The organism is Enterococcus sp. 1001283B150225_161107_E12 (genome assembly GCF_015556925.1).
Classification (GTDB): domain Bacteria; phylum Bacillota; class Bacilli; order Lactobacillales; family Enterococcaceae; genus Enterococcus_B; species Enterococcus_B mundtii.
Window position 1 is genome coordinate 1 of the sequence record NZ_JADNNI010000029.1, and the last position, 15,130, is coordinate 15,130.

The 15,130-nt window shown below is 41.2% G+C and carries 16 protein-coding genes and 1 other annotated feature; of the genes, 11 read left to right on the top strand and 5 right to left on the bottom strand.

Annotation, left to right across the window (positions count from 1 at the left end; genetic code table 11):
• Positions 1-98 precede the first annotated feature (98 nt).
• Positions 99-818, bottom strand: coding sequence for a gamma-glutamyl-gamma-aminobutyrate hydrolase family protein (locus I2F89_RS15175; protein WP_071867325.1), 720 nt, complete (start codon positions 816-818; stop codon positions 99-101).
• 218 nt (positions 819-1,036) lie between these two features.
• Positions 1,037-1,084 (top strand) — a sequence feature (sodium ion sensor (DUF1646 type); this cis-regulatory element may regulate processes involved in with the transportation of sodium ions).
• A 109-nt stretch (positions 1,085-1,193) separates the two neighbouring features.
• Between I2F89_RS15175 and I2F89_RS15180 the strand changes: the two genes are divergently transcribed.
• From I2F89_RS15180 to I2F89_RS15225, 10 genes are all read left to right on the top strand, one after another.
• A complete protein-coding gene (locus tag I2F89_RS15180; protein WP_071867326.1) occupies positions 1,194-1,517 on the top strand; it encodes a hypothetical protein in 324 nt (107 codons plus the stop codon).
• Positions 1,504-3,498 carry a V-type ATP synthase subunit I gene (locus I2F89_RS15185; RefSeq protein WP_195514602.1) on the top strand — a complete coding sequence of 665 codons (1,995 nt, stop codon included), beginning with the start codon at positions 1,504-1,506 and terminating at the stop codon, positions 3,496-3,498. The genes I2F89_RS15180 and I2F89_RS15185 overlap by 14 nt, the downstream gene beginning before the upstream one ends.
• Positions 3,499-3,521: 23 nt before the next feature.
• A complete protein-coding gene (locus I2F89_RS15190; protein WP_010734843.1) occupies positions 3,522-3,992 on the top strand; it encodes a V-type ATP synthase subunit K in 471 nt (156 codons plus the stop codon).
• 16 nt (positions 3,993-4,008) lie between these two features.
• Entirely contained in the window at positions 4,009-4,593 is a 585-nt protein-coding gene (locus tag I2F89_RS15195; RefSeq protein ID WP_142433273.1) for a V-type ATP synthase subunit E, read from the top strand.
• Between the two features lie 14 nt (positions 4,594-4,607).
• Entirely contained in the window at positions 4,608-5,594 is a 987-nt protein-coding gene (locus I2F89_RS15200) for a V-type ATPase subunit (RefSeq protein WP_195514603.1), read from the top strand.
• Positions 5,584-5,895 carry a V-type ATP synthase subunit F gene (locus I2F89_RS15205; protein ID WP_071867330.1) on the top strand — a complete coding sequence of 104 codons (312 nt, stop codon included), beginning with the start codon at positions 5,584-5,586 and terminating at the stop codon, positions 5,893-5,895. Before I2F89_RS15200 ends, I2F89_RS15205 begins: the two co-directional genes overlap by 11 nt.
• A gap of 20 nt (positions 5,896-5,915) precedes the next feature.
• Entirely contained in the window at positions 5,916-7,697 is a 1,782-nt protein-coding gene (locus tag I2F89_RS15210) for a V-type ATP synthase subunit A (protein WP_086334988.1), read from the top strand.
• Positions 7,690-9,066: a V-type ATP synthase subunit B gene (locus tag I2F89_RS15215; RefSeq protein ID WP_010734848.1), complete on the top strand. Its 1,377-nt coding sequence runs from the start codon at positions 7,690-7,692 to the stop codon at positions 9,064-9,066. Before I2F89_RS15210 ends, I2F89_RS15215 begins: the two co-directional genes overlap by 8 nt.
• A 7-nt stretch (positions 9,067-9,073) precedes the next feature.
• A complete protein-coding gene (locus I2F89_RS15220) occupies positions 9,074-9,709 on the top strand; it encodes a V-type ATP synthase subunit D (RefSeq protein WP_010734849.1) in 636 nt (211 codons plus the stop codon).
• A gap of 374 nt (positions 9,710-10,083) precedes the next feature.
• Positions 10,084-11,430 carry a TrkH family potassium uptake protein gene (locus tag I2F89_RS15225; protein ID WP_019723165.1) on the top strand — a complete coding sequence of 449 codons (1,347 nt, stop codon included), beginning with the start codon at positions 10,084-10,086 and terminating at the stop codon, positions 11,428-11,430.
• Positions 11,431-11,513: 83 nt separating this feature from the next.
• Here the strand turns inward: I2F89_RS15225 and I2F89_RS15230 are convergent, their stop codons facing one another.
• Positions 11,514-11,888 (bottom strand): VOC family protein, encoded by a 375-nt coding sequence (locus I2F89_RS15230; RefSeq protein WP_010734851.1) that lies wholly within the window; start codon positions 11,886-11,888, stop codon positions 11,514-11,516.
• Between the two features lie 133 nt (positions 11,889-12,021).
• Between I2F89_RS15230 and I2F89_RS15235 the strand changes: the two genes are divergently transcribed.
• Complete coding sequence (locus tag I2F89_RS15235; protein WP_161641988.1) at positions 12,022-12,465, top strand: NUDIX hydrolase; 444 nt, start codon at positions 12,022-12,024, stop codon at positions 12,463-12,465.
• Positions 12,466-12,538: 73 nt separating this feature from the next.
• Here I2F89_RS15235 and yidA read toward each other — a convergent pair whose 3' ends face one another.
• The 3 genes from yidA to I2F89_RS15250 form a co-directional block, all read right to left on the bottom strand.
• Positions 12,539-13,348 carry a sugar-phosphatase gene (gene yidA / locus I2F89_RS15240; protein WP_142433276.1) on the bottom strand — a complete coding sequence of 270 codons (810 nt, stop codon included), beginning with the start codon at positions 13,346-13,348 and terminating at the stop codon, positions 12,539-12,541.
• 14 nt (positions 13,349-13,362) lie between these two features.
• Positions 13,363-14,733: an HD domain-containing protein gene (locus I2F89_RS15245; protein WP_195514604.1), complete on the bottom strand. Its 1,371-nt coding sequence runs from the start codon at positions 14,731-14,733 to the stop codon at positions 13,363-13,365.
• 184 nt (positions 14,734-14,917) lie between these two features.
• On the bottom strand, positions 14,918-15,130 hold a 213-nt coding region (locus I2F89_RS15250), incomplete at its 5' end, for a zinc ribbon domain-containing protein (RefSeq protein ID WP_153188054.1).

A 15,130-nucleotide genomic window follows, 5' to 3' on the forward strand; every position in this document is an offset into this window, starting at 1 on the left:
AACGAGTCCAATTTTGACAAAACACATCAAAATTGGACTCATTTCTATTTTTGAGAAAGGACTATTGTCCCACTCTCTTTTCATTTCGTTTGTAACGATCATAACGATTGTACAAAATAATCAAATAATTTTTGATCGAGTGGATTTTTTTGATGAATAAGCTCAGGATGCCATTGAACACCAAGTATTCGTTGGTCGGATCCTCTACTTTCAACAGCTTCCACCAATCCATCAGGAGAATACGCTGTCGCTTTTAGTGTGGGAGCAAGATCTCTGATTGCTTGGTGATGATAAGAATTCACAAAATAAGAAGTAGGTAATATTTCGTGGAGTCTACTATCTGGTTCGACTGTGATTTCATGCGTAGCAAATTGCGGTGGGGTTGGTTGTTGTTCATGTTTGACTGACCAATTTGGATATAACGTAAGGTCTTGGTAGAGATTCCCACCTAACGTTACATTCAATAATTGCATCCCACGACACACAGCTAAGATCGGTTTGTTTTGCTTCAATGCTTCATGGATCAACGCCTGTTCAAACAAATCTCGATCGAGGTTTGTTTCTGTCAATTTAGGGTGAGGCGCTTCGTTGTAGAGCGAAGGACTGACATCCTGACCACCAGCAAGGAGTAGCTTATCGACGAGCTGAATGTAGTCACGAGCGCTTTCTGTGGAAGAAATAGGGAAAAGCAAAGGCAAGCCCCCTGCTTGCTGTACCGCATTAACAAAACCTTGCGGGGTGTAAGTGACTTGATTTCCTTGAAATGTTTCTGTAGCCCGCAGTAATTGATTGGCCGCGATACCAATTTTTTGATGCATACGATTTCCTCCATTCATTAACTACTTCTATTTTAGCAATAGTTTAAAAAAAATTAAAATATTTGTTTTGGAAAACGTACGTAATTATATAATAGGTAGAATGTTTATCTAAAGTTGCTCATTTACTGTCAGTTGTGAACTTTCTGAAAGGAAAAAGGGATCTGTTAGTTGAAATTTTACCTGAATTTGTTATACTTGTAAGTAAGAAATATATAAATGGTTGGGCGCAAGCTTCAAGGATCTAGTTCTTCAAGGGGTGAGAAGAACATTTTTTTGAAAGTGCCTAAATTATCTGAAGTTATTTTTAGAGGGACATACTTTCAATGAAAAAAGAAAGGATGTCCCTCTTTTTTTTAGAGAAAGGAAGTGGGGAATGTGTTAGAAGCCTTAGAAAAAATCAAACAAGCTGAAAAAGAAAATGAACAAGCGATGAAAAAGCTTCAGCAAGAGTTAAAAGATTATAAAGAAGCAAAAGATGTCGAATTGGATCAACTTCGTGCAAGTCAAAAACAACATTTGGAACAGTTGTTTGAAGAAAAAAAACGAGCGGAACAGCAAAAAGCGATTGCTGAAAAAAATAAATTGAACGAAGACGCTAGACGATTGCAATCTATCGTACAAGAACAATATGAGAAGCAACGTCAGCAAGCGGTTGACGCGATCATTGAAAGGGTGAAAGAAACCTATGGCCGTCACTAAGATGGAAAAAGTGACTCTCATTTCCGATAAACAAAATCAGGATGCCTTATTACAAGCAATCCAAGGTATCCAAAATGTAGAGATTCGCGATCTTTTTCAAGAAACGACAAATAATCAATGGGTGGATACTTATTTTCCTAAAGCAGCGATTTTCGAAAAAGAACCGATCGTCAATGCGCTTACTAGTCGGATCATGCAAACAAGAGAAGCTGTTCAATTCATTGATCATCACGGGGACAAGCAACAAAAGAAACAACACCTCAAACGAAGAGAAGTGACCTTGCAGGAACTAGAAGCAAATTATTCGGAAGAAGATTTTACGAAGCGTTTAACTGAAATATTAGGGTTAAAGAAACAATGGGAAACATTGGCAGAACAACGAGAACAACTGTCAGAGCAGGAAGACTGGTTGACACATTGGGCAAATCTGGATGTTATACCGCAAAGCTTTCGTAGTCACCAAACAACAGTTGAGATGGGAACGATCAGTGTTGCTAATGCGATAGAATTTCGAGAAGCATTAGCAAAAGTACCAGAGGTCTACGTGGAAGAAGTTAGCGAAACAGACCACTTCGTTTACTTGACTTACGTGGTGCTCAAAACTTCAGCATCTATTGTCGATGAGATTGTTACTCGTTATGGTTTTGTCAAAGAAGCATATCCTTATGAGCAGACGCCAAAAGAACAGCTACAGGAAATCAAGCAAGAGTTGCAAGCTTGTTACGAAGCACAAAAACAATTAGCGATCAAAATCGGTCGTTGTAGCAGTTACATCCAAGAATTGGAATGGGCAGAAGAAATCCTCTTGGCAATGGCAGAACGAGAAGCAGTGAAGGATCGATTTGTCATGGCGCCTTACCTGATCGTTGTCCAAGGCTGGGTCGGCGAGGACGAAAAGCAAGAATTGATCCAGCAGGTAGAAAATACGTTGTCTGCTGATGAAGTCTTTCTTAGCTTTGAAGCGCCCACCGAAGAAGAGATCGATCAAGAAGTACCAACGAAATTGAAGAACCATCCAATAGTGGCACCTTTTGAAATGCTGACGGAAATGTATAGTTTACCTAAGTATCATGAAATTGATCCGACACCATGGATGACGCCATTTTATCTTGTCTTTTTCGGGATGATGGTGGCTGATATTGGTTATGGTTTACTCATGCTTATAGGCGCAATCATTGCACAAAAATTGTTGGTATTGCCTCGAGGGATACAGCGATTTGCTAAGTTTTTCGAAATCTTAGCGATTCCGTCGATCATCTGGGGATTTATTTACAGTTCCTTCTTTGGCCAAGCGTTACCGACAGAAGTGTTAGGTATCCACTTACCCTTCCCATTGTTGTCTACAACAGATGATGTCAATACGATTTTAGTCTTGTCTGTCATATTTGGGCTTATCCAAATCTTAGTCGGGTTGTTTCTTGCAGCAAAAGAGCATATCAAGCGCAAAGATTACGTGGATGCGATCAATGATGGATTTGCTTGGCAAGGGATTTTAGTGGGAGTCGTCCTTTTATTGCTTGGTAGTATGATCGTCAAGAATCCGATTTTTGTTTATCTAGGTGCAGGATTAGCGATTTTATCAGCGCTATGTATTTTGGTCATTCCGATTTTCCAATCTTCATCTAAAGCCAAAGGTGCTGCAAAAGGAGCCTATAATTTGTATGGTTTGACTGGTTATATCGGTGATCTAGTGAGTTATACACGATTGATGGCTTTGGGGATCTCTGGCGGGAGTATCGGGGCTGCCTTCAATATGTTGGTTGCTTTCATGCCGCCAGCCGCACGTTTTAGTGTCGGGATCTTATTGATCATCGCTTTACATGCGTTGAATATGTTCTTGACCTTGCTTAGTGCCTACGTGCATGGCGCAAGATTGCAATATGTCGAATTTTTCGGCAAGTTTTATACCGGAGGCGGACGGGCCTTCGATCCACTGAAAACAGCGGAAAAATATGTCAATATCAATCATAAAAAAAAGTAAAATAATTGGAGGAATTTTAAAAAATGATGGATTACTTAATTGCTCAAAATGGTGGAATGGTGTTTGCGGTATTAGCGATGGCAACAGCCACGATCTTTTCAGGGATTGGATCAGCGAAAGGCGTGGGGATGACCGGTGAAGCCGCAGCTGCATTGACAACAAGTCAACCAGAAAAATTCGGACAAGCGTTGATTTTACAATTACTTCCCGGAACACAGGGACTTTATGGCTTCGTAATCGCCTTCTTGATCTTTATCAATTTAAATGCAGATATGTCGGTTGTCCAAGGGCTGAATTTTTTAGGCGCATCTTTACCGATTGCCTTTACTGGATTGTTTTCTGGGATTGCTCAGGGGAAAGTATCTGCTGCAGGTATCCAAATCTTAGCGAAAAAACCAGAACACGCAACTAAAGGAATTATCTTTGCCGCAATGGTTGAAACTTACGCAATCTTAGGCTTCGTTATTTCTTTCTTATTAGTATTGAATGCTTAAACAAGGAGGAAAAACAATGAACGCCATTGATAATATCATTCGTCAAATGAATGAAACAGCTGAAGCAGAACGAGCGGCGTTTGAAAAAGCAGAACGTGAAAAAATCGATCAGCAGTTCAAAATCGAGCGTGCGCGTTTAGAAGCAGACGATGAAAAGCAAAAATCTAAAGAACTTGAAGAAATCGAAAAGAGTTACCGTCAATTAAGAAATCGCCAACAGGTGGAAGTGCGTCAAGCAACACTCAATGAAAAACAAGAATTTTTACATCGTTTGTTTGCTGAAGCACGTCAAGAATTAGAAAGTCGGCCAGCAGAAGATCAACTTGCCTTCATGTTCAATATGGTGCAGAATTTATCCTTATCTGGTGATGTTACTTTATTAGCCGGAGAAAAATCTGCTGCCATTTTAACTAATGAAGTAGTGACAAAGTGGAATCAACAGCTGCCTTTTACCTTGCATCTCAGTGATCGAAGGATTGCCAAAGAAGCAGGATTTTTGATTGATGACCAAGGCGTACAATACAACTTTGTCTATCGTGATCTAGTACAAGAAGTGCAAGAACAGATGCGCTTTGAAATTGCGAAGCAACTATTCGAGTAAGGAGGGATCGGTGAATGGAGTATCATGAATTAAATCCCTTGATTCGTGGAAGAGAATTAGAACTTTTATCAAAAGAAGACTTTGACCGCATGATCCAGACGAAATCATTGGACGCATTAGGCGAAATGTTAAAAACAACGATTTATCATCCTTATATCTACGAAGGTTTTGAACGGGACTTTGAGGAAAATCTGTTGGCTGAATCGGGCAAACTGTTTACCTGGTTGAAAGAATCAGCACCAGAACCCGAAGTCGTTTGGGTCTATACGATGCGTTATACGTTCCATAATTTAAAAGTATTGACAAAAGCTGAGATGACGGGCAAAAATCTGGATCACCTGTACCGGAACGATGGGTTTTATTCATGCGAAGCGTTAAAGCAAGCAATCCATACACAAGCCTCTACAGAATTACCTTCGCAGTTGATGGATAGTATTCGTGAAGTCCATGAATATTGCGAAGAATCCTCTGTGTTACAAGGAATCGATGTTATCTATGATCGCTATTTCTTGACAGAGCAACGCCGTCTTGGAGAGAAACTTGGGTATCCGGAATTACTGGAAGAAATCATTGCGTTTATTGATTTGACTAATATCACGACGATGGCACGCGGTATCTTGCAACAACGATCCAGCGGATTTATGACCGCAGTACTTTCAAGTTCTGGCAGTATCCCGAAAGAAACGTTTTTGAGTTTCGTCAAAAGCGAGTTGGATACCTATTTGAACTTTCTGCAAACAACAGATTATCGTCAATTGATCGAACCTGCAATCCATGAAGGAGAACTAGATTTTGTTCGATTAGAACAAATCAAAGACGATTACTTATCTTCGCTGTATGAAGCCGCACAAACGCAGGCTTTTGGCCCGTTGCCTTTACTTGCTTTCATGAATGCAAAAGAAATTGAGAGTAAAAATCTTCGGTTATTAGTGATCGGTAAGAAAAATCACTTTGATAATGAAACGATCAGAGAAAGGGTGAGACAAGTCTATGACGCATAAAATCGGTGTCGTTGGCGACAAAGATTCTGTTTTACCATTTAAATTATTTGGGTTTGATGTGCACTATGCGACAGAGCCACAAGAAGTGAGACGCGCAATCGAACAAATGGCAAAAAGCGCCTATGGAGTGATCTATGTCACAGAACAATCGGCGGCAATGACGCCTGAAACGATTGAACGCTATAAAGAATCGATGACACCAGCAATCGTCCTTATCCCTAGCCATCAAGGAACGATGGGGATCGGCGTGACAGAGATCCAAAAGAGTGTGGAAAAAGCAGTTGGACAAAATATCTTATAGAATGTAAAGGAGATAGTGCCTTGCAAATTGGAAAAATCATAAAAGTCTCCGGCCCTCTCGTGATGGCAAAAAATATGTCAGATGCAAGTATCCAAGATATGTGCTTAGTGGGAGAGTTAGGAGTTATCGGCGAAATCATTGAGATGCGCGGAGATGTCGCATCAATACAAGTATACGAAGAAACTTCGGGGATCGGCCCTGGTGAACCCGTTCGTTCAACAGGTGAAGCGTTATCTGTCGAGTTAGCGCCTGGGATCATTTCACAAATGTTTGATGGGATCCAACGGCCATTGGATACGTTCATGGAGATCACGCAAAGCAACTTTTTAAGTCGTGGTGTCCAATTACCCGCATTAGATCACGAGAAAAAATGGTGGTTTGAAGCAACTGCTGAAGTCGGGCAAGAAGTCAGTACCGGAGATGTTCTAGGCGTGGTGGATGAAACAAAGATCATTCAACACAAAATCATGGTACCTCATGGTGTCAAAGGAAAAATCAAAAAAATCGAAGCCGGATCATTTACGATCGATGAAGTGGTTTGTATCATCGAAACAGAAGATGGTTTGCGAGAATTGACGATGTTACAAAAATGGCCTGTTAGACGTAGTCGTCCGATCAAAGCAAAATTGAATCCGGACGCGCCAATGATCACTGGGCAACGTGTTATCGATACCTTTTTCCCAGTGACAAAAGGCGGAGCTGCCGCTGTACCTGGCCCTTTTGGTGCCGGTAAAACAGTTGTTCAGCATCAAATTGCTAAATGGGCGGATGTCGATATGGTCGTTTACGTTGGTTGTGGTGAACGTGGTAATGAGATGACGGACGTACTGAATGAGTTTCCGGAATTGATCGATCCTAATACAGGTGAATCATTGATGGAACGTACCGTATTGATTGCCAATACATCGAATATGCCAGTAGCCGCACGGGAAGCATCGATCTATACAGGGATCACCATTGCGGAATATTTCCGTGATATGGGCTATGATGTGGCGATCATGGCAGATTCGACCTCTCGTTGGGCAGAGGCATTGCGAGAAATGAGTGGACGTTTAGAAGAAATGCCTGGTGATGAAGGCTATCCTGCTTATTTAGGTTCTCGTTTAGCAGAATACTATGAGCGTTCAGGACGTGTCATTGCTTTAGGTAATGAAGAACGTGAAGGAAGTATTACAGCGATCAGCGCGGTTTCACCATCTGGTGGAGATGTTTCTGAACCAGTGACTCAAAATACGTTGCGTGTCGTGAAAGTTTTCTGGGGATTAGATTCCAGTTTGGCACAGAAGCGTCATTTTCCATCTATCAATTGGATCCAAAGCTATTCTCTTTATTCGTCAGAAGTGGGACGTTATATGGATCAGATCCTACAAGAGAATTGGGCAGAGATGGTGGCAGAAGGAATGCGTATCTTGCAACAAGAAGAGCAATTGAATGAAATCGTACGTCTTGTTGGTGTCGACTCACTTTCAGATAATGATCGCTTGACGCTTGAAGTAGCAAAATCCATTCGTGAAGATTACTTACAACAAAATGCGTTTGATGAGGTGGATACATTTACTTCTAGAGAAAAACAATTCAAGATGTTGAAATTGATCCTATCTTTTGGTGAAGAAGCACGTCAGGCGATTTCATTAGGTGCTTATCTCAGTGAGATCATGAAAGGAACTGTGGGATTGAGAGAACGAATCGGTCGTAGTAAATTCGTGCCAGAAACAGAATTAGAGAAATTAGATGAAATCCAAGCGAATATCAAACCAACGATCCAAGCAATCGTTTCAGAAGGAGGAATGACCGATGATTAAAGAATATCGAACAATTGGTGAAGTGGTCGGTCCTTTGATGGCGGTCGAGAAAGTCGCTGGGGTGAAATATGAAGAATTGATCGAAGTTCGTATGCAAAATGGCGAGATTCGTCGTGGACAAGTACTTGAAGTACAAGAAGACAAAGCGATGGTCCAAATCTTTGAAGGAACTAGTGGGATCAATCTTAGAGATTCAACGGTCCGCTTTTTAGGACACCCATTAGAGTTAGGTGTTTCTGAGGATATGATCGGTCGTGTATTTGACGGGTTAGGTCGACCAAAAGACAATGGGCCAGAAATCCTACCAGAAAAATACTTGGACATCAATGGAGAAGTCATCAACCCGGTGGCTCGCGATTATCCTGATGAGTTTATCCAAACAGGTATCTCAGCAATCGATCACCTGAACACTCTAGTCAGAGGACAAAAATTGCCGGTATTTTCCGGCTCTGGTTTGCCACACAAAGAATTAGCTGCTCAAATTGCGAGACAAGCGACGGTATTAGACTCTTCTGATGATTTTGCAGTTGTTTTTGCTGCCATTGGAATCACCTTTGAAGAAGCAGAATTCTTTATGGAAGACTTCCGCCAGACGGGAGCGATTGATCGTTCGGTGATGTTCATGAACTTAGCAAATGATCCAGCCATCGAACGGATCGCAACGCCTCGTATGGCATTGACTGCGGCTGAATATCTCGCCTATGAAAAAGGGATGCACGTGTTAGTCATCATGACAGATATGACCAACTATGCCGAAGCATTACGAGAAATCTCTGCTGCCCGTCGTGAAGTACCAGGTCGTCGCGGCTATCCAGGGTATCTTTATACGAATTTAGCGACTTTATATGAACGTGCTGGTCGAATCCGTGGGTTGAAGGGTTCTGTGACACAGATCCCGATCTTGACCATGCCAGAAGATGATAAGACACATCCGATCCCTGATTTGACCGGCTATATCACAGAAGGACAAATCATTTTGACAAGGGAATTGTATAAGAGCGGCATCCAACCACCGATCGATGTCTTGCCTTCACTTTCACGTTTGAAAGATAAAGGGACAGGTGAAGGGAAAACTAGAAAAGATCATGCAGCAACGATGAACCAATTGTTTGCGGCGTATGCTCAAGGAAAGCAAGCCAAAGAATTAGCTGTTGTCTTAGGGGAATCGGCGTTGTCAGATGTGGACAAAATCTATGCTAAGTTTGCGGAACGTTTTGAAAAAGAATATGTCAATCAAGGTTTTTATACCAACCGCTCGATCACTGAAACGCTGGATCTAGGATGGGAACTTTTAGCCATGCTTCCACGAACAGAATTAAAACGGATCAAAGACGATCTGCTTGACCAGTACCTGCCAGAAGGGGAGTGAGTGTCTGATGGTTCGATTAAATGTTAATCCGACACGAATGGAATTGACACGACTCAAAAAACAATTGACGACTGCAACAAGAGGACACAAATTGTTGAAGGATAAGCAGGATGAATTGATGCGTCAATTCATCCTACTGATCCGTAAGAACAATGAACTGCGCCAAGTAGTAGAAAAAGAAATGACAGCAGCTATGAGCGATTTTGTCCTTGCGAAAGCTTCATTACCTGAAGCCTTCATTGATGAATTGTTTGTACTACCGGCTGAAAATGTCGAGTTAGCTGTTATCGAAAAAAACATCATGAGCGTCAAAGTACCGATCATGAATTTTGAATATGACGAACAGCTAGGCGAAGCGCCGGTGGATTATGGCTATTTGAATTCCAATGCAGAATTAGACCGTTCGATCGATCGTTTTACCTCATTTCTTCCTAAGCTCCTTGAGTTGACAGAAATCGAGAAAACCTGTCAACTCATGGCCGGTGAGATCGAAAAAACACGGCGTAGAGTGAATGCGTTAGAGTACATGACGATTCCACAACTAGAAGAAACGATCTATTATATCAAGATGAAGTTAGAAGAAAATGAGCGTGCGGAAGTTACTCGCTTGATCAAAGTGAAAAATATGGGGAACGCTGATTAGCTAAGTCATCCGTGCAAATTAGTAACGTTGTTCGTTCATCCGAGCTACAGTTCTAAGCTCCGAAGAATAGGCCGTAAATGTCGGAAAATATCTTTAACTAATTTCGGACGTTTATGGCTTATTATCAGGAGTTTTTTCTTTTTGTAGAACTCATTTGAGCATGCCTATTGTTTGTTCGAAAGCATGTGTATCAAACGAACAGGTATAAGGGAGGAAAAAGACTCAAATTCTTTGCTGGAAGAAGAAAAAGAGGGTAAGATAAGGGATGAAAAGAGAGCGAGCGTTTGGCGGACTTACTTTTACATCCGTGAGAGCAATAGCTACTTCATTTGTTCGTTGCGAAGGTAGCTAACGGTCTTAGAGGAGTGATTCGAATGAAACAGAGGATAACAAAACAACTGTCACCAGTTCAATTGATTGCTGTTGGCTTTTTTCTTTTGATCTTAGTTGGTGGCAGTTTACTTACTTTGCCTTTCTTTAGTAAAAGCGGCGAACCGACGAATTATATTGATGCATTATTTACTGCAACTTCAGCCGTCTGTGTCACTGGTTTGACTACATTGAACACTGCGGCGCATTGGAATGAAGCCGGTCAGTTTCTGATCATGGTTTTGATCGAGATCGGTGGTTTAGGCTTTATGATGATCCCCATTATTTTCTTTGCAGTAGCGAAGAAAAAAGTCAGCTTTAGTATGCGGATCTTACTAAAAGAAGCATTGAATCTTGAAATCATGTCAGGAGTTATGAGTTTGATGCTCTATATCTTGAAATTCGCAATGGTCATCCAAGGGCTGGGAGCACTTGCCTTGAGTTTTACATTTGTGCCGACTTACGGATGGACAAAAGGGATTTGGTACAGTATCTTCCATGCCGTATCAAGTTTTTGTAATGCTGGGTTTGATTTGTTAGGAGATAGCTTAGCAAATGATCAGCCAAACATCTATCTCTTAATGGTGGTCTCTGCGCTGATCATTGCTGGTGGGTTAGGTTTCATTGTTTGGCGGGATCTACTTAGTTATCATAAAGTAAAGAAAATCACTCTCCACTCAAAAATTGCATTGATTGTCACTGGTGGCTTATTGGTGGGCGGTTTTATCGTCTTTTTCTTTACCGAACAAAATGCGATCCATCTAGTTGAAGGAACTTATCTTGAACGTTTAGCAAATACGTTCTTCATGAGTGTCACACCAAGAACAGCTGGTTACTACTCCATCGACTATTTACAAATGAGTCATGCCGGCTTGATGTTGACAATGATCTTGATGTATATCGGTGGAACATCCGGTTCAACAGCAGGTGGGTTAAAGACCACTACTTTGGGCATCCTATTGATTCAAATGCATGCGACATTTAACGGGAAAACCAGAGCTGAAGCTTTCGGACGAACTATTCGCCCAGCAGCAGTACTTCGCGCACTGACATTGTTTTTCGTTACATTGTCTTTATGTATGTTAGCGATCATGGTCTTGTCTGTGACTGAGACGATCCCAGAAACTTCAGGCATCGAATATATTGCTTTTGAAGTGTTCTCAGCTTTTGGAACAGTTGGGTTGACAATGGGGTTGACGCCAGATCTGACAGAAGTCGGGAAACTGATCATCATGTCATTGATGTATATCGGACGTGTAGGGATTTTAACCGTCTTTTTCTCTATTCTTGTAAAAGGAAATCAAGTAGGGACGAAGTACAAATATCCAGAAGAGAGCGTATTGATCGGTTAACAGTAAGTGGTTTTAAGAACAGAAAAAAACAGAGGAAGTTGACACGCGGTGTTCACATCCTCTGTTTTTTAGTATTGCTCTATTTATTTTGTACGAATGACTTCGATTTTGTAACCATCAGGATCGACAACGAAGTAATAAGACGGAGCTGTTCCTGGCAGTCCTTTCAAGTCAGTCACGTTGAAGCCTGCTGCTTGATGTTTTTCATGAAGTGCTTCTAAGTCTTCAACTGAAATAGCGATATGACCGTAGCCGTTTCCTAAATCATAGCCTTCATGATCATAGTTGTAAGTCAACTCTAATTCGTAGTCATCTCCTGGTAAAGTCAAGTAAACTAGCGTGAACTTGTTTTCTGGAAAATCGCGACGACGACTTTCTTCAAAGCCGAATGCTGTTTGATAGAATTTTAAAGAAGCGTCAAGATCTTTAACACGGACGCAAGTGTGAGCCATTTTCATAAGTATATCTTCCTTTCTATTTTACCTTTTCCACATTATCATATCAAAAATTTCAAGTACGCTATGGGTTTGTGCTTGTTTATGAGAAAACTCTCATGTAGAATAGAAAGAAAAAGATGAAGGGACAATGCCTATGAAAACCCCAATGTTTGGCGAAAAAGACGAGTCTGCAAATTACCAAGACCGTTACGCAGCGTATATCATTGTCGAAACACATGGGAAAATCGCAATGATCGAAGCGCCAAATGGTGCCTTTTTTTTGCCAGGTGGTGAAAAAGAGGGACAGGAAACAAATGAAGAAGCGATTTCTCGTGAATTACTGGAGGAAATGGGGATCAGTGCAGAGATTGCTTGTTATCTAGGGGAAGCAGCGGAATATTTTTACTCAAACCATCGAAAAACTTACTTCCACAATCCTGGCTATTTTTATGTAGCAAAGAGTTGGCAAAAGGTAGGGGAACCCACCGAAAAAGACCAATCGATCTGGTGGGTCACTCCTGAAACTGCCTTAGAAAAATTAAAACGAGGAAGTCATCGTTGGGCAGTGGAAAAATGGCTAGCGATGAAAGAAAATTGAACAAAAAAACAGCTCATAAGAAAGAGCCGATACTTCGGTCTTCGAAATGAGCTGTTTTTTTGTTCATTGCTTTTTATAAAACAAATTTTTTGATTGCTTCGGCCACACCGTGTTCATCGTTGGTTGCAGTGACTACATTAGCCGCTTCTTTTATCAACGGAACGGCATTTCCCATCGCCACGCCTAATCCAGCGTATTCGATCATCGACAAATCATTTTCGTTGTCACCGATTGCCATGATCTCCTCTTGTTTGATTCCAAGATGTTGGGCTAAGTTAGCAACAGCAGCGCCTTTACTTGCTTCTTTGTTCAAGATTTCAAAGTAGAAAGGTGAACTCTTGACAGTCGTATATTTGTCGCGGAAAGTTTGTGGTAAACGAGCGATGGCCGCATCTAGGATCGCTGGTTCATCGATCATCATCATCTTCACGATACTCATATCAGGTGTCATTTCATCAGCTGTCCGATATTTCAATGGCATATTGACTAAAAAAGCTTCATGGACAGTATAGGGACTGATATCACGATTCGTTGTATAGATCGTTTGATCATCGATCGAATGCAAATGACTCCCCACACGTCTGGCCATGACTTCGATCTCCAAGAAATCTTCATAAGTCAAGCCATGACGAGCAATGATCTTGCCGGATTTTGTTTGCTGGACTAACGCACCGTTATAAGTGATCACATAATCGTTATCTTGGTATAATCCCAATTCATTCAATTGGTTTTTGACTCCTGGAAGCGGACGACCTGTACATAGTACGATTGCCACGTTTTTTTCCACAGCGCTTGCAATTGCTTCTTTTACTTCTTGTGTGATTTCTCTTTTTTCGTTTAAAAGGGTGCCATCGATATCGATAGCGACTAATTTGATAGACATAAAATTCTCCTTAGTTAGTTTATTTCTTCAATCAATGCGCCATTATGGATATGACGCGCAAATTCTTGGTAGGTTTCATCAAAAAGATCATAGTGATTACGCAAGGTAGGATCGACCATTTCTTTCGGAAAGAAGAAGCGTTCATCTCCTTGTTCTTGCCCTGCGAGTGCAGCAACTAATTGACTGACCTCTGATAATTCTACCAAAGTTCCGTCATTTCGCAAGATTTCGATTTGTGTGCGATGTCTGCCTTCTTCTGGACGGTAAAAATCATAAGGCAGGTCGTAGCTTGAATTGATGGCTGTATAATAGTTTGGATTGTAGCCAACTTTTTCGACCAAAGAGGTCAATTCAGCAATCAGTGGTGACTGACGATCACCAGAAAACATCGCTGATTTCAATGGTTTACGATTTAAGAAGCGTTTGGCTAAGTCACTAAGGATTGGATCAGATGAATCCGTCCATTGACTGAAACACGTATTCAAGACGCCATCATCCAGCTTTAAGTACTCATCTAAACTAAATGTGCCATCTAAAAATGGCAACAGTAACTGTGAATGACGTGCAAAACTATCATCATCTTGGTGATAAAGTTCATGGGCACGATGCAGCAGATGCTCCAAGACGACTTCCATTCCACGAGAAACTGGATGAAAGTAGACTTGGACATACATCTGATAGCGACTGACGATATAATCCTCTACTGCGTGCATCCCATTCATGGAAAAGGCGATCCCACCTTGATAGGGACGAATCACACGTAAAATCCTTGTCAAATCGAACGTACCATATTCTGTACCTGTAAAGTAGGCATCACGTAAAAGGTAATCCATGCGATCAGCATCGATTTGGCTAGAGATCATTTGGACGACTTGTGAATTTGGATACGTTTTTTTGATCACACTAGCCACTTTCTCAGGAAAACCTTCTTCCACGCGATTCAAAATCTGATAGACTTCCGTTTCTGGCGAAGTAATGATCTCTACAGTGATTGCTTCATGATTGGTTTGGAAAATATGTTCAAAGGTATGTGAATAAGGCCCATGGCCAATATCATGGAGTAAGGCGGCACATAAAGTCACGAGACGTTCCCGATCATCCCAACCAGAAGGGCCGATTTTTTCAATGGAGAAATTTCTTGAAAAAATATCACAGATGCGTCGGGAGATTTCGTATACACCGAGTGAATGAGTGAAACGGCTATGTTCTGCGCCATGGAAAGTAAATGACGAAGTACCGAGTTGTTTGATCCGCCGTAATCGCTGGACTTCTTTCGAATTGATCAAGTCTAAAATCACTTGATGTTGCACGTGGATGTAGTTATGCACCGGATCTCTAAAGACTTTTTCCATTGGTAACAGTTTGTATTTATAAGGTGTTGTCATAAGCCAGCTGCTACTCAAAATATAGACAAAAATATCTATATCGAGATTTCTCTACCACTCACGTAGGTAGAATTACTGTTTCATCGAACGCCGCCTCGTCACTTACACACTACTACGGTTTGTCTCGTTCTCTACAGTCGTTGATTCCCGACTAAGCCATCGGTACATATACAAAGTTGCGTGCTTATGCAATTACTTTGTATTCCTTCACATCTTTCAAATTCATACTCGCGTTATAATCCCTATCTGCTACATATCCACAGTTCTCACAGCGATAGGTACGCTCAGATAGCTTTAAATCCACTTTCTTATGCCCACAATCATGACATCGTTTCGAGCTAGGATAGAATCGATCGACTAGTCTTAACTCAATATGATAGACTTTACATTTATCTGC